At 59.4% G+C, this 16922-nt stretch carries 18 protein-coding genes; 15 read left to right on the top strand and 3 right to left on the bottom strand.

Going from position 1 to position 16922, the window contains the following annotated elements; all coding sequences use genetic code 11:
* Positions 1-25 precede the first annotated feature (25 nt).
* The 3 genes from ytfR to yjfF are packed head-to-tail and all read left to right on the top strand — an operon-like array spanning position 26 to position 3549.
* Positions 26-1528: a galactofuranose ABC transporter, ATP-binding protein YtfR gene (gene ytfR, locus ABLU95_RS24250; RefSeq protein ID WP_348880449.1), complete on the top strand. Its 1503-nt coding sequence runs from the start codon at positions 26-28 to the stop codon at positions 1526-1528.
* Positions 1529-1538: 10 nt separating this feature from the next.
* A complete protein-coding gene (gene ytfT, locus ABLU95_RS24245; RefSeq protein ID WP_023291747.1) occupies positions 1539-2564 on the top strand; it encodes a galactofuranose ABC transporter, ATP-binding protein YtfT in 1026 nt (341 codons plus the stop codon).
* Entirely contained in the window at positions 2551-3549 is a 999-nt protein-coding gene (gene yjfF, locus ABLU95_RS24240) for a galactofuranose ABC transporter, permease protein YjfF (RefSeq protein WP_002886825.1), read from the top strand. The genes ytfT and yjfF overlap by 14 nt, the downstream gene beginning before the upstream one ends.
* Positions 3550-3593: 44 nt before the next feature.
* On the opposite strand, the gene fbp is transcribed toward yjfF, so the two are convergent.
* Entirely contained in the window at positions 3594-4592 is a 999-nt protein-coding gene (gene fbp, locus ABLU95_RS24235; protein WP_065882706.1) for a class 1 fructose-bisphosphatase, read from the bottom strand.
* 175 nt (positions 4593-4767) lie between these two features.
* On the opposite strand from fbp, the gene mpl reads away from it, so the two are divergent.
* Together mpl and ABLU95_RS24225 are read left to right on the top strand one after the other, a co-directional pair.
* Complete coding sequence (gene mpl, locus ABLU95_RS24230) at positions 4768-6141, top strand: UDP-N-acetylmuramate:L-alanyl-gamma-D-glutamyl-meso-diaminopimelate ligase (RefSeq protein ID WP_048296492.1); 1374 nt, start codon at positions 4768-4770, stop codon at positions 6139-6141.
* A gap of 66 nt (positions 6142-6207) precedes the next feature.
* Positions 6208-6735, top strand: coding sequence for a GNAT family N-acetyltransferase (locus ABLU95_RS24225; protein WP_023291749.1), 528 nt, complete (start codon positions 6208-6210; stop codon positions 6733-6735).
* A gap of 42 nt (positions 6736-6777) precedes the next feature.
* Here the strand turns inward: ABLU95_RS24225 and ABLU95_RS24220 are convergent, their stop codons facing one another.
* Positions 6778-7986 (bottom strand): aldose 1-epimerase family protein, encoded by a 1209-nt coding sequence (locus tag ABLU95_RS24220; protein WP_023291750.1) that lies wholly within the window; start codon positions 7984-7986, stop codon positions 6778-6780.
* A gap of 631 nt (positions 7987-8617) precedes the next feature.
* On the bottom strand, positions 8618-9169 hold the full coding sequence (yjgA, locus tag ABLU95_RS24215) for a ribosome biogenesis factor YjgA (protein WP_004206498.1): 552 nt from the start codon (positions 9167-9169) through the stop codon (positions 8618-8620).
* Between the two features lie 95 nt (positions 9170-9264).
* Between yjgA and pmbA the strand changes: the two genes are divergently transcribed.
* The 10 genes from pmbA to ABLU95_RS24165 all read left to right on the top strand — a co-directional run bounded on the left by pmbA (position 9265) and on the right by ABLU95_RS24165 (position 16884).
* Complete coding sequence (gene pmbA / locus ABLU95_RS24210) at positions 9265-10617, top strand: metalloprotease PmbA (RefSeq protein ID WP_065882704.1); 1353 nt, start codon at positions 9265-9267, stop codon at positions 10615-10617.
* Positions 10618-10653: 36 nt separating this feature from the next.
* Complete coding sequence (gene cybC, locus ABLU95_RS24205) at positions 10654-11040, top strand: cytochrome b562 (protein ID WP_065882703.1); 387 nt, start codon at positions 10654-10656, stop codon at positions 11038-11040.
* Between the two features lie 289 nt (positions 11041-11329).
* Entirely contained in the window at positions 11330-11668 is a 339-nt protein-coding gene (locus tag ABLU95_RS24200; protein ID WP_101976681.1) for a PRD domain-containing protein, read from the top strand.
* A gap of 10 nt (positions 11669-11678) precedes the next feature.
* Entirely contained in the window at positions 11679-12041 is a 363-nt protein-coding gene (locus ABLU95_RS24195) for an SFCGS family glycine-rich protein (RefSeq protein ID WP_032454653.1), read from the top strand.
* 2 nt (positions 12042-12043) lie between these two features.
* Positions 12044-12343, top strand: a complete 300-nt coding sequence (locus tag ABLU95_RS24190) for a DUF4312 family protein (protein WP_004206503.1) — start codon at positions 12044-12046, stop codon at positions 12341-12343.
* Positions 12344-12364: 21 nt separating this feature from the next.
* On the top strand, positions 12365-13141 hold the full coding sequence (locus ABLU95_RS24185) for a DUF4311 domain-containing protein (protein WP_002886897.1): 777 nt from the start codon (positions 12365-12367) through the stop codon (positions 13139-13141).
* 13 nt (positions 13142-13154) lie between these two features.
* Positions 13155-13799, top strand: a complete 645-nt coding sequence (locus tag ABLU95_RS24180) for a DUF4310 family protein (RefSeq protein WP_004206504.1) — start codon at positions 13155-13157, stop codon at positions 13797-13799.
* Between the two features lie 112 nt (positions 13800-13911).
* Complete coding sequence (locus tag ABLU95_RS24175) at positions 13912-15045, top strand: amidohydrolase/deacetylase family metallohydrolase (protein WP_065882701.1); 1134 nt, start codon at positions 13912-13914, stop codon at positions 15043-15045.
* Positions 15029-16147, top strand: a complete 1119-nt coding sequence (locus ABLU95_RS24170; protein WP_086075671.1) for a DgaE family pyridoxal phosphate-dependent ammonia lyase — start codon at positions 15029-15031, stop codon at positions 16145-16147. The genes ABLU95_RS24175 and ABLU95_RS24170 overlap by 17 nt, the downstream gene beginning before the upstream one ends.
* Positions 16144-16884: a KDGP aldolase family protein gene (locus tag ABLU95_RS24165; RefSeq protein WP_004206507.1), complete on the top strand. Its 741-nt coding sequence runs from the start codon at positions 16144-16146 to the stop codon at positions 16882-16884. The genes ABLU95_RS24170 and ABLU95_RS24165 overlap by 4 nt, the downstream gene beginning before the upstream one ends.
* The last annotated feature ends 38 nt before the right edge of the window (positions 16885-16922 follow it).

Below are 16922 nucleotides of genomic sequence, written 5' to 3'. Positions count from 1 at the left end.
ACATCATTTGAAGGTGATATCGATTATGAGCGCCGAGGCACACCAGGAGATCCTTCGCACCGAAGGACTCAGTAAATTCTTCCCCGGCGTTAAGGCGCTGGATAACGTCAACTTTAGCCTGCGGCGCGGCGAAATCATGGCCCTGTTGGGCGAAAACGGCGCCGGGAAATCGACGCTGATCAAAGCGCTTACCGGCGTTTACCATGCCGATCGCGGCACTATCTGGCTGGAAGGCCAGACCATTTCCCCGAAAAATACCGCCCATGCCCAGCAGCTGGGGATCGGCACTGTCTACCAGGAAGTGAACCTGCTGCCCAATATGTCGGTGGCGGATAACCTGTTCATCGGCCGTGAGCCGCGGCGGTTTGGCCTGCTGCGGCGGAAAGAGATGGAGGCCAAGGCGACGGCGCTGATGGCCTCCTACGGCTTTTCCCTCGATGTGCGCGAGCCGCTGAACCGCTTTTCAGTGGCGATGCAGCAGATCGTCGCTATCTGCCGGGCCATCGACCTGTCGGCCAAGGTGCTGATCCTCGACGAGCCCACCGCCAGCCTCGATACCCAGGAGGTGGAGATGCTGTTTACCCTGATGCGCCAGCTCAGGGATAACGGCGTCAGCCTGATCTTCGTCACCCATTTTCTCGACCAGGTCTATGCGGTCAGCGACCGCATTACCGTGCTGCGCAACGGCAGCTTCGTCGGCTGCCGCGAGACCCGAGAACTGCCGCAGATTGAGCTGGTGAAAATGATGCTGGGCCGCGAACTGGACCACAACGCCCTGCAGCGGGCGGGCCGAACCCTGCTGAGCGATAAGCCGGTGGCGGCATTTGAAGGCTACGGTAAAAAAGGCACCATCGCCCCGTTCGACCTGCAGGTGCGTCCGGGCGAAATCGTTGGCCTCGCCGGCCTGTTGGGTTCCGGCCGCACAGAAACCGCCGAGGTGATCTTCGGTATTAAAACGGCGGACAGCGGGAAGGCGTGGATCAAAGGCAAACCGCAAACCCTGCGTTCTCCGCATCAGGCCTCCTGCCTCGGGATCGGCTTCTGTCCGGAGGATCGCAAAACCGACGGCATTATCGCCGCCGCCTCGGTGCGGGAAAATATCGTCCTCGCCCTGCAGGCGCAGCGCGGCTGGCTGCGGCCGATACCCCGGCGCGAACAGAACGAGATCGCCGAGCGCTTTATTCGCCAGCTGGGGATCCGCACCCCCAGCGCGGAGCAGCCGATCGAGTTTCTCTCCGGCGGCAACCAGCAGAAGGTGCTGCTTTCCCGCTGGCTGCTGACCAAACCGCAGTTCCTGATCCTCGATGAGCCGACCCGCGGCATCGACGTTGGCGCCCATGCGGAAATCATTCGCCTGATTGAAACCCTCTGCGCCGATGGCCTCGCGCTGCTGGTCATCTCCTCTGAACTGGAGGAGCTGGTGGGTTACGCCGATCGGGTCATTATCATGCGCGATCGCCGGCAGGTGGCCGAGATCCCGCTCGCCGAGCTCTCTGTACCGGCGATCATGAACGCAATTGCGGCATAAGGAGTAACCCATGATGCCTCGATCTCTTTCGCAAACCGGCCCGGAGAAGCGACGCTTCACCTGGCCGAAGGGCACCCCGCAGATCATTGCCCTGCTGCTGGTTCTGCTGGTCGACAGCCTGGTGGCGCCCCATTTTTATCAGGTGGTGCTCCAGGATGGCCGCCTGTTTGGCAGCCCAATCGATATTCTCAACCGCGCCGCCCCGGTGGCGCTGCTGGCCATCGGCATGACGCTGGTGATCGCCACCGGCGGCATCGACCTGTCGGTGGGGGCGGTGATGGCGATAGCCGGCGCGACGGCCGCCTCGATGACCGTCGCCGGTCACAGCCTGCCGGTGGTGCTGCTGGCCTCGCTGGCGGCGGGCGCGCTGGCCGGGCTGTGGAACGGCATTCTCGTGGCGGTCCTTAAGATCCAGCCCTTTGTGGCGACGCTGATCCTGATGGTGGCCGGACGCGGGGTGGCGCAGTTGATCACCGCCGGGCAGATCGTCACCTTTGATTCCCCGGCGCTGGCGTGGCTCGGCAGCGGATCGTTCCTCCTGTTTCCGACGCCGGTGATCATCGCCGCCGCGACCCTGCTGCTGTTCTGGCTGTTTACCCGCAAAACGGCGCTGGGCATGTTTATCGAAGCGGTAGGGATCAATATCCGCGCGGCGAAAAACGCCGGCGTCAATACCCGCATCGTGGTGATGCTGGCCTATGTCCTGAGCGGCGTCTGCGCGGCGATCGCCGGGATCATCGTGGCGGCGGACATTCGCGGCGCGGATGCCAATAACGCCGGGCTATGGCTTGAGCTGGACGCCATTCTGGCGGTGGTCATCGGCGGCGCTTCGCTGATGGGCGGGCGCTTCAACCTGCTGCTGTCGGTGGTGGGGGCGCTGATTATCCAGGGAATGAACACCGGGATTTTGCTCTCCGGCTTCCCGCCGGAGCTCAACCAGGTGGTGAAAGCGGTGGTGGTGCTGTGCGTACTGATTGTCCAGTCGCCGCGCTTTATCGGTTTACTGAAAGGGGTACGCGGCCATGATAAAACGTAATTTACCGTTGATGATCACCCTCGCGGTGTTTGTGCTGGGCTATCTCTACTGCCTGACGCAATTCCCCGGCTTTGCCTCGACGCGGGTGATCTGCAATATCCTGACGGATAACGCCTTCCTCGGGATCATCGCCGTGGGCATGACCTTCGTGATCCTCTCCGGCGGGATCGATCTGTCTGTCGGGTCGGTGATCGCCTTTACCGGCGTCTTTCTCGCCAAAGCGATTGGCTTTTGGGGAATATCACCGCTGGTGGCGTTTCCGCTGGTGCTGGTGATGGGCTGCGCCTTCGGCGCGTTTATGGGGCTGCTGATTGACGCCCTGAAGATCCCGGCCTTTATCATCACCCTCGCCGGCATGTTCTTCCTGCGCGGCGTGAGCTATCTGGTGTCAGAGGAGTCGATTCCGATTAACCACCCGGTGTACGACACCCTGTCCGGGCTGGCATGGACTATTCCCGGCGGCGGACGCCTCAGCGCCATGGGGCTGCTGATGCTGCTGGTGGTGGTGGCCGGTATTTTTGTCGCCCACCGCACCCGCTTCGGCAACCAGGTGTATGCCATTGGCGGCAACGCGACGTCGGCGAATTTAATGGGGATTTCCACCCGCAGCGCCACGATCCGTATCTATATGCTCTCCACCGGGCTGGCGACGCTGGCCGGGATCGTCTTTTCCATTTATACCCAGGCGGGCTATGCGCTGGCGGGCGTCGGCGTGGAGCTGGACGCCATTGCCTCGGTGGTGATCGGCGGCACGCTGCTCAGCGGCGGCGTCGGCACTGTGCTGGGAACCCTGTTCGGGGTGGCGATCCAGGGGCTGATTCAGACCTACATCAACTTCGACGGCACCCTCAGCTCATGGTGGACCAAAATCGCCATCGGCATTTTGCTGTTTATCTTTATCGCGCTGCAGCGTGGGCTGACCGTGCTGTGGGAAAACCGGCAGAATGCGGCGGTCACGCGGGTGAGCGGGGCGGGGAGTCGCTAAGAGAGAGGATCCTCCCGCAGGCGCGGGAGGAGTGGGCAGGGCGCTTAGGCGTCCGGGAACGACTTAATAAAGTTCTCGACGTCTTCCACCATGTGGTTGTTGCCGACGAAGAAGGAGCGGCGCTGGTGCAGGCTTTCCGGAACAATATCCAGAATACGCTCTTTACCATCGCTGGCCTTACCGCCCGCCTGTTCGGCGAGGAAGGCCATCGGGTTGCATTCATACAGCAGGCGCAGCTTGCCGTCCGGGTGGCTGGCGGTGCTTGGATAGAGGTAGATGCCGCCTTTCAGCAGGTTGCGGTGGAAGTCCGCCACCAGCGAGCCGATATAGCGTGAGGTATAAGGACGCTGAGTCGCTTTGTCCTCTTCCTGGCAGTACTTAATGTACTTCTTCACGCCCTGCGGGAATTTGATGTAGTTGCCTTCGTTAATGGAGTAGGTATTGCCCTTCTCCGGGAAGCGCATGCGCTCCTGGCACAGACAGAAGACGCCGAGGGACGGGTCGTAGGTGAAGGCGTGGACGCCGCAGCCGGTGGTATACACCAGCATCGTCGAGGAACCGTAAACCACATAGCCGGCGGCGACCTGGCGGTTACCCGGCTGCAGGAAGTCTTCTTCTGTCACCGGCGTGCCAACAGGCGTCACGCGGCGGTAGATAGAGAAGATCGTACCAACAGAGACGTTAACGTCGATGTTAGAGGAGCCATCCAGAGGGTCCATCAGCACCACGTATTTGGCGTGTTCACACCCTTCGAAGACGACAATCTCATCTTCTTCTTCAGAGGCGATCCCGGCAACAATATCGCGTGCTCGCAGTGCGGCTTTTAATTTTTCATTCGCGAACAGATCGAGTTTTTGCTGCACCTCGCCCTGAACGTTTTCTGCACCGCTGGCACCCAGGATATCGACCAGACCGGCCTTGTTGATATCGCGGTGGATGATCTTGGCGCCCAACTTTATTGCTGACAACAAAGCAGTCAGCTCACCGGTGGCGTGGGAGAACTCGTGCTGCTTTTCAACAATAAACTCACCTAACGTTTTCATAACTCGTTCCCTGCATTTTTATGTTGAGTAAAACGAACGCAACAATCTTAACAAAGAATCAAAAAAGTGCGCACTAGTGAATCGCGCCAGCAAAATACAGATTCGCCTGAAATGCATTTCGCCAGGGCCCGGGATATGGGTAAAATGTGCCCCGGATAAGAGAAGGAAATGACGAATGCGCATTCATATTTTAGGAATCTGTGGCACGTTTATGGGGGGCCTGGCCATGCTGGCGCGCTCCCTCGGTCATGAGGTAACGGGGTCGGATGCTAACGTCTATCCGCCGATGAGCACCCTGCTGGAAAACCAGGGGATTGATTTAATTCAGGGCTATGACCCCAGCCAGCTGGAGCCCCGGCCGGACCTGGTGATCATCGGTAACGCCATGACTCGCGGCAACCCGTGCGTTGAAGCGGTGCTGGAAAACAATATTCCCTATATGTCCGGCCCGCAGTGGCTGCACGACTTCGTGCTGCGCGATCGCTGGGTGCTGGCCGTCGCCGGGACCCACGGCAAAACCACCACCGCCGGCATGGCGACCTGGATCCTTGAAGCCTGCGGTTACCAGCCGGGCTTCGTGATCGGCGGCGTGCCGGGCAATTTTGACGTCTCTGCGCGCCTGGGCGACAGCCCGTTCTTCGTCATTGAAGCGGATGAATACGACTGCGCCTTCTTCGACAAGCGCTCCAAATTTGTTCACTACTGCCCGCGGACGCTGATCCTCAACAACCTTGAGTTCGACCACGCGGATATCTTTGACGACCTGAAGGCGATTCAGAAGCAGTTCCACCATCTGGTGCGCATCGTGCCGGGCAAAGGCAAAATTATCCTGCCGGAGAACGACATCAACCTGAAGCAGGTGATGGCGATGGGTTGCTGGAGCGAGCAGGAGCTGGTGGGCGAGCAGGGCCACTGGCAGGCGAAGAAGCTGAACGCTGACGCCTCGCAGTGGGAAGTGCTGTTCGACGGTGAAAAGGTCGGCGAGGTGAAGTGGGCGCTGGTCGGCGAGCATAATATGCATAACGGCCTGATGGCCATTGCCGCGGCGCGTCACGTCGGGGTACTGCCGGCGGATGCCGCGAACGCGCTGGGCAGCTTTATCAACGCCCGCCGTCGCCTGGAGCTGCGCGGCGAAGCCAACGGCGTCACCGTGTATGACGATTTCGCTCATCATCCGACGGCCATCCTCGCTACGCTGCAGGCGCTGCGCGGCAAAGTGGGCGGCACCGCGCGCATTCTCGCCGTGCTGGAGCCGCGCTCTAACACCATGAAAATGGGCGTCTGCAAGGACGATCTGGCGCCGTCTCTTGGCCGCGCCGATGAGGTGTTCCTCCTGCAGCCGCAGCATATCCCGTGGCAGGTGGCGGAAGTGGCGGAAGCCTGCGTCCAGCCGGCTCACTGGAGCGCCGACGTCGATACCCTGGCGGAGATGGTGGTCAAAACCGCCCATCCTGGCGACCATATCCTGGTGATGAGCAACGGCGGCTTCGGCGGCATTCATCAAAAGCTGCTGGATAAACTGGCGCAAAAAGCGGCCGCGACAGAGTAACGTCCCGCCTCCGGTCACTGCCCTCCGCGTGAGGGCAGTTTTGTTTTTACCAACAGGGATGGTGTGATGCTTACCCGCGAAAGCGTACTTTCTACCGACTCGCCCCATTTCGCCATGCTGGACGCGCTCTACGCGCGCGCCTTTCCGTGGCACGAGCAGCGCGAAAGCGAGGCCAAACGTCAGGCGCTGAGCAACGCGCACTACGCGCTGGAGGCGTGGTTCGATGAGGACGTATTTATCGGCCTCAGCGGCTGCTGGCAGTTTGCCGGCTACTGTTATGTCGAACATTTGGCGATCGACGATACGCTGCGCTCCCGCGGCTATGGTAAACAGCTGCTGGCGCAGATCCTGACGCGCGCGCCGCTGACCATTCTGGAAATCGATCCGCTGAGCAGCGAGATCGCCCATAAACGGCTGCGCTTTTATCAGTCGATGGGATTCCACGCTAACCCCTGGGCGCATCGTCATCCGACCTATCATCAGGGCATCGCGGATCATGAGCTGCTGGTGCTGAGCTACCCGCAGCCGATCGATGAGCGACAGTATCAGCAGTTTGCCCGGGATCTCGGGCGCGAGGTGATGGGGCGGGCGTAGCCCGGCGCGGCGTACCGCTCCGGGCGTTCGGCTGGGGTATTTTTACTCTTTGGCGATCGGCGTGTCGTTCTCCGCCACTTTATTGTCGCCCTGAATCTGCGCGATTTTCTGCTCGACGGCGGCCACTTGGGCACTGTCATGCAGCAGGGTGTAGGTCAGATCAAACTGCGCGCTGGCGCCCGGCTGCAGCTGCTTCACGCGTTTTTGCTCGCGTTCAATGGTCACCGGATAGGCGTAGCTGGTCCCCGGCTCGATACCGGTGACATAGCCCTGTTTGACGGTGTCGGTGTTTTTCCACAGCGTCAGGACCGGCAGCTGGCGGGTGTCGAACTGAATGGAGGCTCCTTTATCGCCCGCTTTGTTGACCACGGCGGCCAGCGTCTGGTGATTTTCATCGGCCAGCGGCTGAATATTAAACACCATCTCGTCAAAGTCTTTGGTCGGCCCCTGATAGGTTTGCCAGGTTTTTAATCCGCTCTTAGCGTAATCATTGAACGGGCTGATGCTGGACATCGGGGCGAGGAAACGCGCGCCTTCTTCCAGAATCGGGGTGCCGAAGTTGCTGTGGTAGATGATCTGGTAATCATGCGGATAGTCGGCGTGATTGGTTAAGACATCGTGCAGGCTGAAGCTGTTGCTGCCCGGGATATAGCGCAGCTCGGTCATGGTTTGCAGATCGGCTTTTTTGAAGGTGCTCTCTTTCACCAGCCCGCGGACGCGAATTTCATACGGCGCGCTGTCGGCCACCTCTACCTCCACCAGAGAGGCCGGCGTGTTGCCTGCCTTGCCGTGCAGGGTATAAATTTGCCCGTCCGCGGTCACCGGATGGCCGGTCCACTCATAGCCGCAGCGGACCATCATTTCGTTGAACCCTTCCAGCCAGCCGAGCCCGTTGCGACTCTCCAGGTTGATAAACGCCGGGTTAACAACCTCTTTGACCGGCGAATCCCAACCCATCCGGCTGCCGAAGCCTTCCACTCGCAGCAAGTTCATGCCGCGCGTCGGGCTGAGGGTGATGGTCAGGCCGTCTTTACTGCGAATGGTGAGGATTTTGCTGCCTTCCTGCTTGCCGCCGTGCAGGACTTTCTGCTCAATGCTGAACGCATGGTCTTTCACCTTCAGCTGATCGCTGCCGATCTGCCAGTTTCCTTTATCCATGCCCTCTTCAGCATTCGTCAGCACCCATGTTTTTGCCGCGGCGGAGCCAGAAACCAGCAGAGCGATAGCCGTCAGAACCAATGTCTTTTTCATTTTATTCCCTTTTTGCTGAATCGATTGTGTCATTGACGTGTGAAATCTACCGGCATGGGGGTGATTAAAATGTGAAGCGCCTCACCTGGTGAGAAAGTGGCCGTTTTTAAGATATTAAATGCGATAGTCGTCGGATTATTGTGCTAAACCATGCTTAATTATCACCACAAGATGTGATCTGCATTGCTTTTAGCTTTAACGATTCAGCTTTAGAGAAGGCAATAAACGACAGTCTCGTTGTGTGGACTTGGGGGCTCAGGGGAGGCAGCGGGGAACCCCTGCTGGCGCGATGCTTGCGTTGAAGAAGGGGGAGGTGGGCCGGATACAGCCTGCCCGGCGGCGCGGCGCTTGCGCGGGCCTGCGGAGTTGAGCAACTGTTTGATAACTCAGGTTCAGCAGCCTTTCGTAGCCGCCATCCGGCACAACGACGGGAACGGCGCCGGATACAGCCTGCCCGGCGGCGCGGCGCTTGCGCGGGCCTACAGAGTCGAGCAACTGTTTGATAACTCAGGTTCAGCAGCCTTCCGTAGGCCGGATAAGACGTTAGCCACCCACCAGACAAAGCGGAGTAGCCCGGATAAGGCGCAGCGCGCCGCCATCCGGGTGACTTGTGCGGCAAAAGCGGCGGGAATTAGCCTTCGTTTTCCGCCAGTTCGCGCAAATACTGGAAGATCAGGCGCGCGGATTTCGGCGGTTTGTTGCCTTCTTTCTCTTTCTTCGCATTGCGGATCAGGGAACGCAGCTGCTGACGGTCAGCATCTGGCCACAGGTTCAGCACTTCAGCTACGGCGTCATCCCCGTCGTCAATCAGTCGGTCACGGATCTGCTCCAGCTTGTGGAACAGCGCAACCTGCTGGTTGTGGCGGTTTTTCAGCTTATCCAGCGCCTGACGAATCGGATCGACATCGCGATTGCGCAGCATCTTACCGATAAGCTGCAACTGGCGGCGGCGACCCTCTTTTTTGATTCGCTGGGCGAGTTCGATGGCGTCGCGCAGGTCAGTATCCAGCGGAATTTTATCCAGCGCGTTTTTCCCCAGGTCAACGAGTTCCGCGCCAAGACGCTTCAGTTCTTCCGCGTCGCGCTTAATTTCACTCTTACTGACCCAGATAATTTCATCGTCTTCATCCTCGATATCATCACCGGGAACGTCGTCGAGCCAGTCTTCGGGCTGCTTTGTCATCTCAGGCTCCTTAAAAAAAGAGGCTAATGTTACCAGTTAAGGCGCGCACTGAAAAACGGTTCTCTGTTAGACTTCAGTTAACTCCTTCTTACATTATGGCATTAGCAATGAAAGTGATCTCTCAAGTTGCCCAGCAACGTAAGACGCTGGAAGAGGCCGTGACCACGGCGCTGGAACTGGCGGCAGGTAAATCCGATGGCGCGGAAGTCTCCGTCAGCAAGACGACGGGCATCGGCGTCAGCACCCGCTATGGCGAAGTGGAGAATGTAGAATTCAATAGCGATGGGGCGTTAGGCATCACGGTTTACCACCAGAACCGCAAGGGCAGCGCCTCTTCCACCGATCTCAGCCCGGACGCCATCGCCCGCACCGTGCAGGCGGCGCTGGATATCGCCCGCTACACCTCCCCGGATCCCTTCGCCGGCGTGGCGGATAAAGAGCTGCTGGCCTTTGACGCCCCGGATCTGGACCTGTTCCACCCGGCGGAGGTCTCCCCGGATGAGGCCATCGAACTGGCCGCCCGCGCAGAGCAAGCGGCGCTGAAGACCGATAAACGCATCACCAACACCGAAGGCGGCAGCTTTAACAGCCACTACGGCATCAAAGTGTTCGGCAACAGCCATGGCATGCTGCAGAGCTACTGTTCGACTCGCCACTCCCTTTCCAGCTGCGTGATCGCGGAAGATGACGGCGACATGGAACGCGACTACGCCTATACCATTGGCCGGGCGATCGAGGATCTGCAGTCCCCGGAATGGGTCGGGGAAGAGTGCGCCCGCCGCACCCTGTCGCGCCTCGCGCCGCGTAAGCTGTCGACCATGAAGGCGCCGGTGATTTTCGCCAATGAAGTGGCGACCGGGCTGTTTGGCCACCTGGTCGGAGCGATTGCCGGTGGTTCGGTATACCGCAAATCCACCTTCCTGCTCGATTCGCTGGGCAAACAAATTTTGCCGGAGTGGCTGACCATTGAAGAGCATCCGCACCTGCGTAAAGGACTGGCCTCCACGCCGTTCGACAGCGAAGGCGTGCGCACCGAGCGTCGCGATATCGTCAAAGACGGCGTGCTGACCCAGTGGCTGCTGACCAACTACTCCGCTCGCAAGCTGGGGATGAAAAGCACCGGCCACGCCGGCGGCATCCATAACTGGCGCATCAACGGCCGCGGCCTGAGTTTTGCAAAGATGCTTAAAGAGATGGGCACCGGTCTTGTGGTTACCGAACTGATGGGGCAGGGTGTCAGTGGCGTCACTGGCGACTACTCACGCGGCGCATCCGGCTTCTGGGTAGAAAATGGCGAAATTCAATATCCTGTCAGTGAGATCACCATTGCAGGAAATCTGAAAGAAATGTGGCGTAATATCGTGACCATCGGCGATGATATTGAAACGCGCAGCAACATTCAGTGCGGTTCTGTGCTGCTGCCGGAGATGAAAATCGCCGGGCAATAACACCTGTTTGCTTAAATAATAAAAAGGAAGTGAGCAATGCGTAAAAAAATGTTAGCGATGCTGGCTGTCTCTGCTTTTGCGCTCGGTTCAGTCTCGGCCTTCGCCGACCTGGGCGAAGACATGGACACTCTGGCAGAAAATCTGCAAGTGGTACAGAAAACCTCCGACGCCGGCGAACTGAAAGCGGCGCTGAATAAGATGCGTACCGCCGCGGTTGATGCCCAGAAAGAGACGCCGCCGAAGCTGGAAGGCAAAGCGGCCGACAGCGCTGAGATGAAAGATTACCGTCACGGTCTGGATATTCTGATCGGCCAGATCGACGGCGCGCTGAAGCTGGCGAATGAAGGCAAGGTGAAAGAGGCGCAGGCCGCCGCGGAGGAGTTTAAAACCACCCGCAACACCTACCATAAGAAGTACCGCTAACTGTTCTTTTCGGGAGGCATCAGCCGATGTCTCCCGCCTGAAAACCTACCTGTATCACATTTTTCCCTTTTCTTTTTCCGGCCTTTCCGCAGCCGCGGGCGGCTCATTCGCGCGCATTGTTGTGATACGTCTCACGCCATAATTGCTGTTTTTTCATTTTTCCAGTGAATATGTGGTGTCGATCACGCCTGCCGTCTCCCTTTCCACTTCGAAGTGGAAAACAACTCGCTACAAACTCCCACCCCCCGGCGCTACTTTGATTCCCAGAGACATCAGCGGGGTATCAGAAGTGAATAACGGAGCGGTAATACACGACGTAGGGGAGCAGGCAGTGCAGACCGAACGCCTGGCTGACAAGATGCTGCAGCAGGTTTTTGCCCTGTTAAGCCGTCACGGCATCGTCCCTAACGACGTTCAGGAGCAAATGCTGACTTCCCACGTGCGGGCGATGGCCCACCGGTCAATCAGCGGCGAACCGCTGCCGGAAGTGGATGCCAGCCTGTTCGAAGAGATTTCACCAGATTCAATGACGTTGGCCCGCGAAGTGGTCGCGCAGTTCGGCAACCTGCCTGATGAAGAGGCCTGGCTGCTCTCCGTCCATTTCGAAGTCGCAAAAGAAAACCTGTAAGGAGCAAAACATGGAACAAATCACCGTAGTTATTGGCGACCGTCTGGGTAAAGGCCAAAAAGTCGCCGCAGGCGCAGAGAAAGCCGGCGCACGTGCAGTGGTCGTCCCTGGCGTTGCTGCTGACATGAAGCTTGGCGACATGATGAAAGCGGAAAACGCCACCTTCGGCATCTCCTTCTGCGGCAGCGGCGGCGCCGGCGCCATCACCGCCCAGACCAAACACGGCTACAAAGCGAAATACGGCATGCGTTCCGTGGAAGAGGGCGTCACCGCCATCAACGAAGGCTGCAACGTGCTGGGCTTCGGCTTTATGGATAAAGAAGAGCTGGGCGAGCGGCTGGTAGAGGCCTGGAAAAAGAAATACGGCGCATAAGTATGAAAGAGCAATTCACCACCACGGTGAGGGTTGCCGGCAAAGGCGAAAGCAAATCACGGGCCTTCGCCGATGCCCTGAACCATGTGCAGGCTGCGGTGATGAAAACGTCATCGCACATTCTGCTGCGTATTGAGCCACAGGACGTGACGGTTGTTCATGCGCGCGAAGCGGTACGAAAAGAGGCCTTCCTGTTTTTCTTTTTGCGCCGTGAACGACGGACCTACAGCGTGGAGCTGGACGTCACCGTCAACGTGACCGCCATCGATCTCGATAAAGTGGATTTCGTCACGCAAACCTGATTGTTAGCAAAGGGTCTGACTATGTTCCTGATAATATTAATAAAATCGCTTATCATCGGCGGCCTGGTCGGCGTCGGCGTGGGCGCCGGAGCGGCACGCATGTTTCATGCCCCTACCACCCAGGGGATGGGGGCGTTTCGAACCCTGGGCGAGCTGAACTCCTGTGAGGGCGATCCGGCTTCCCACTTCTCCTTTGGCCTCGGTTTCTTCTTTAACGCCTGGGCCTCTTCCGTTGCAGCAGGCTCCTTCACCCAGGATGTTGACCACCGCATTATCCCCAACTGGGGCGCGGCGGCGCTGATGCTGAAAAATCGTAACGTCGGCGAAACGCTGCACGATCCGAAAAAAATGGCCATCTCCTGCGGCATCATCGGCATGATCGTCGTCGCCTTCCTTAACCTCACCGCCTCGTCCGTACCGGAAGCGCTGCAGGTGACCGCGGTTAAGGTACTGGTCCCGGCGGCAAACCTGCTGGTGAACACCGTGATGCCGGTGATCTTCTGGCTGGCGGCGATCGACGCCGGTAAAAAATCAGGCTTCTGGGCGACCATCTTCGGCGGCGCGGCGCAGCTGATTATGGGCAACGCCGTACCGGGGCTGGTGCTGGGCATCCTGATCGGCAAAGGCGTTGAAGAGAGCGGCTGGAACCGGGTCACCAAAGTGATGATGGTGGCCATTGTCGCCCTGTTCGTCCTCAGCGGCTTCTTCCGCGGCTTCGACATGAAGATGATCGAATCCTTCCATCTGACCGTGCCGAACTGGCTGGACATGATCCACAACTCACTCAGCGGCAAGTAACGGGAGCCTGATAATGGAACAGAATAAAGGTTTTTGGTATGCCGACTGGTCGTTCCCGATCTTCGTTGGCCTGCTCTCCTCCGGCGTCTTCGCCGGGACCCACATGTACTACCTGTACGGCATCGGCGCCTTTAACGAAGTCGCCTTCGTGGCGATGCTGAAGTCGGGGATTGATACCGGCGTTTACGGCGCGGTGGCGGCGTTTGGCGCCAGCTTCCTGTTCGCCCGCATCATCGAAGGGTCGCTGGTGGGGATCCTCGATATCGGCGGCGCTATTCAGACCGGGATCGGTCTTGGCGTCCCGGCGCTGCTACTCGGCGCGGGCTTTGTCTTCCCGGTGGCGAACTTCGCCGCCTCGCTGGCAACCGGCCTGATCCTCGGCCTGGCGGTGGGCTACATCATCATTCTGGCGCGTAAGTTCACCATCAACCAGAGCGACTCCACCTACGGCGCCGACGTGATGATGGGGGCCGGTAATGCCTCCGGCCGCTTCCTTGGCCCCTTGATCATCCTCAGCGCAATGACCGCCTCGATTCCTATCGGGATCGGCTCGCTGGTTGGCGCCCTGCTGTTCTACATCTGGCAGAAACCGATCACCGGCGGCGCTATCCTCGGCGCGATGATCCTCGGCTCCATTTTCCCGGTGGCGATTAGCTAATCGCCCGATGGCGCGGCGCTTATCGGGCCTACACGTCAGCGCGATTGGTAGGCCGGATAAGGCGGTACGCCGCCATCCGGCAACAGATACACTCTTTCATCAGGAGATAGCTATGTTTGATTTACTCCTGCGCCGCGCGCGCCTCGTCGACGATACCCTGACTGATATCGCCATTCAGGACGGGAAAATCGCGGCGCTGGGCGAGATTAGCGCGCCCTCCCGCAAAACCCTCGATCTGCAGGGCAACAGCTACGTCAGCGCCGGTTGGATTGACTCCCACGTTCACTGCTACCCGAATTCGCCAATTTATCACGATGAGCCGGACAGCGTCGGCATCGCCACCGGCGTCACCACCGTGATTGATGCCGGCAGCACCGGCGCCGACGATGTCGATGAGTTCTATCAACTGACCCGTAAAGCGGCGACGGAAGTCTATGCCCTGCTCAATATCTCCCGCGTCGGGCTGATTGCCCAGAATGAACTGGCCAATATGACCAATATTGACGCCGAGGCGGTGAAGCAGGCGGTGCAGCGTCATCCCGATTTTATCGTTGGTCTGAAGGCGCGGATGAGCAGCAGCGTAGTGGGGGAAAACGGCATTACGCCGCTGGCGCGCGCCAAGGCGATTCAGCAGGAAAACGGCGATCTGCCGCTGATGGTGCACATTGGCAACAATCCGCCGAACCTCGATGAAATCGCCGATCTGCTGAGCCGCGGCGACATCATTACCCACTGCTATAACGGCAAACCGAACCGCATTCTGAATCCTGCCGGCGAACTGCGCAGTTCGATTACTCGCGCCCTGCAGCGCGGCGTGCGCCTCGACGTCGGCCACGGTACCGCCAGCTTCAGCTTTGAGGTGGCGCGCCGGGCGATTGCGCTGGGCATTCTGCCGCACACCATCAGCTCGGATATTTACTGCCGTAACCGCATCGACGGCCCGGTGCGTTCGCTGGCGCTGGTGATGTCGAAATTTCTCGCCATCGGCATGACCCTGTCGCAGGTGATTGCCTGCGTGACCGTCAGCGCTGCCGAGGGGCTGCGCCTGTCGCGTAAAGGGCGGCTGGAAGTGGGTTTCGACGCCGATCTCACGCTATTTCGCCTGGAGCGCCAGCCAACGCTGCTGGTGGATGCCGAAAAAGAGAGCCTCCAGGCAGACAACATTTTGGTGCCGCTGGCCGCGATCCGCGCGGGCAAAGGCTATCTGACCGAACAAGGGAGCGCGGAACATGCCTTCGATTTTTGAAAAATACCATTTAAAACAAGTTATTAACACTTCTGGCCGGATGACGGCGCTGGGCGTTTCCACGCCGCGTCCGGAAGTGGTGGACGCCGCGATGGCCGGCATGAACCAGTACTTTGAAATGAAAGATCTGGTGAATAAAACCGGCGAGTACATCGCCAGGCTGCTGGACGTGGAAGGGGCGACCGTGGTCTCCTGCGCCTCGGCAGGGATTGCCCAGTCGGTGGCGGCGGTGCTGGTGAAAGACAGCGACTGGCTGCTGGAGAACCTGCACGTCACGCCGATAGAGCATAACGAAATCGTCTTGCCGAAGGGCCACAACGTCAACTTCGGCGCGCCGGTCGGCACCATGGTGGCGCTGGGCGGCGGCAGGCTGGTGGAAGCGGGCTACGCCAACGAATGCTCTGCCGAACAGCTGGCGGCGGCGATCACCCCGCGCACCGCGGCGATCCTCTACATCAAATCCCACCACTGCGTGCAGAAAAGCATGCTCAACGTGGCGCAGGCCGCGGAAGTGGCGCGTCAGCATCATTTACCGCTGATCGTCGACGCGGCGGCGGAGGAAGATCTGCAGGGCTACTACCGCATGGGCGCCGACCTGGTGATCTACAGCGGCGCGAAAGCGATTGAAGGGCCGACCAGCGGGCTGGTGATCGGCAAAACGCAGTACGTCGAGTGGGTTAAACGCCAGTCGATGGGGATTGGCCGGGCGATGAAAGTGGGTAAAGAGGGGATCCTCGGCCTGACCTGCGCCATTGAACACTACCTGACGGCAAGCAAAGAGAGCGGCCAAGAGATGGTGGCGAAGATGACGCCGTTTATCGAACAGCTCAATACCCTCAACGGCGTCACTGCCCGCGTGGTATGGGACAGCGCCGGCCGCGATATCGCCCGCGCCGAAATCAAATTCGACGAAGCGGTGACCGGCGTGAAGACCGGCGATCTGGTTAACGCGCTGAAGCAGGGCGAATACGCCATCTACTTCCGCGGCTATAAAGCGAATGAAGGCATTATCGAAGCCGATGTCCGCAGCGTTGACGCCCAGCAGCTGGCGGTAGTCGCCCGCCGTATCGCGGAAGTTCTGAACAAGGAGAAACAAGCATGAAACTGACCCCAAACTTTTACCGTGACCGCGTGTGCCTGAACGTCCTGGCGGGTAGCAAAGACAACGCCCGGGAAATCTATGACGCGGCGGAAGGTCATGTCCTGGTCGGCGTGCTCTCCAAAAACTACCCGGACGTCGCCAGCGCGGTGGCCGATATGCGCGACTACGCGAAGCTGATTGATAACGCCCTCTCCGTCGGGCTGGGCGCAGGGGATCCGAATCAGTCGGCGATGGTGAGCGAGATTTCGCGCCAGGTGCAGCCGCAGCACGTCAATCAGGTCTTCACCGGCGTGGCCACCAGCCGCGCGCTACTCGGGCAGAACGAGACGGTGGTCAACGGCCTGGTCTCGCCCACCGGCACCCCGGGTATGGTGAAGATCTCCACCGGCCCGCTGAGCAGCGGCGCGGCGGATGGGATTGTGCCGCTGGAAACCGCCATCGCGCTGTTAAAGGATATGGGCGGCAGCTCCATCAAATACTTCCCGATGGGCGGCCTGAAGCACCGCGACGAGTTCGAGGCGGTGGCCAAAGCCTGCGCCGCGCACGATTTCTGGCTGGAGCCGACCGGCGGTATCGATCTGGAAAACTACAGCGAGATCCTGAAGATCGCCCTCGATGCCGGGGTGAGCAAAATCATCCCGCATATCTACAGCTCGATTATCGATAAGGCCAGCGGCAACACCCGCCCGGCCGATGTTCGCCAGCTGCTGGAGATGACCAAACAGTTAGTGAAGTAGTGCCCTTGCCCCTCACCCTCAAAGGGTGAGGGGCAGCT

This window comes from Klebsiella sp. GG_Kp146 (assembly GCF_040061975.1).
GTDB lineage: Bacteria > Pseudomonadota > Gammaproteobacteria > Enterobacterales > Enterobacteriaceae > Klebsiella > Klebsiella quasipneumoniae.
This window is presented reverse-complemented; position numbering and strand designations above follow the sequence as displayed.

What these genes read in the sequence shown, in the direction of transcription:
- ytfR (WP_348880449.1), top strand. Translation starts at nt 26, where the DNA reads ATGAGCGCCGAGGCACACCAGGAGATCCTTCGCACCGAAGGACTCAGT.
- ytfT (WP_023291747.1), top strand. Translation starts at nt 1,539, where the DNA reads ATGATGCCTCGATCTCTTTCGCAAACCGGCCCGGAGAAGCGACGCTTC.
- yjfF (WP_002886825.1), top strand. Translation starts at nt 2,551, where the DNA reads ATGATAAAACGTAATTTACCGTTGATGATCACCCTCGCGGTGTTTGTG.
- fbp (WP_065882706.1), bottom strand. Translation starts at nt 4,592, where the DNA reads ATGAAAACGTTAGGTGAGTTTATTGTTGAAAAGCAGCACGAGTTCTCC.
- mpl (WP_048296492.1), top strand. Translation starts at nt 4,768, where the DNA reads ATGCGCATTCATATTTTAGGAATCTGTGGCACGTTTATGGGGGGCCTG.
- ABLU95_RS24225 (WP_023291749.1), top strand. Translation starts at nt 6,208, where the DNA reads ATGCTTACCCGCGAAAGCGTACTTTCTACCGACTCGCCCCATTTCGCC.
- ABLU95_RS24220 (WP_023291750.1), bottom strand. Translation starts at nt 7,986, where the DNA reads ATGAAAAAGACATTGGTTCTGACGGCTATCGCTCTGCTGGTTTCTGGC.
- yjgA (WP_004206498.1), bottom strand. Translation starts at nt 9,169, where the DNA reads ATGACAAAGCAGCCCGAAGACTGGCTCGACGACGTTCCCGGTGATGAT.
- pmbA (WP_065882704.1), top strand. Translation starts at nt 9,265, where the DNA reads ATGGCATTAGCAATGAAAGTGATCTCTCAAGTTGCCCAGCAACGTAAG.
- cybC (WP_065882703.1), top strand. Translation starts at nt 10,654, where the DNA reads ATGCGTAAAAAAATGTTAGCGATGCTGGCTGTCTCTGCTTTTGCGCTC.
- ABLU95_RS24195 (WP_032454653.1), top strand. Translation starts at nt 11,679, where the DNA reads ATGGAACAAATCACCGTAGTTATTGGCGACCGTCTGGGTAAAGGCCAA.
- ABLU95_RS24190 (WP_004206503.1), top strand. Translation starts at nt 12,044, where the DNA reads ATGAAAGAGCAATTCACCACCACGGTGAGGGTTGCCGGCAAAGGCGAA.
- ABLU95_RS24185 (WP_002886897.1), top strand. Translation starts at nt 12,365, where the DNA reads ATGTTCCTGATAATATTAATAAAATCGCTTATCATCGGCGGCCTGGTC.
- ABLU95_RS24180 (WP_004206504.1), top strand. Translation starts at nt 13,155, where the DNA reads ATGGAACAGAATAAAGGTTTTTGGTATGCCGACTGGTCGTTCCCGATC.
- ABLU95_RS24175 (WP_065882701.1), top strand. Translation starts at nt 13,912, where the DNA reads ATGTTTGATTTACTCCTGCGCCGCGCGCGCCTCGTCGACGATACCCTG.
- ABLU95_RS24170 (WP_086075671.1), top strand. Translation starts at nt 15,029, where the DNA reads ATGCCTTCGATTTTTGAAAAATACCATTTAAAACAAGTTATTAACACT.
- ABLU95_RS24165 (WP_004206507.1), top strand. Translation starts at nt 16,144, where the DNA reads ATGAAACTGACCCCAAACTTTTACCGTGACCGCGTGTGCCTGAACGTC.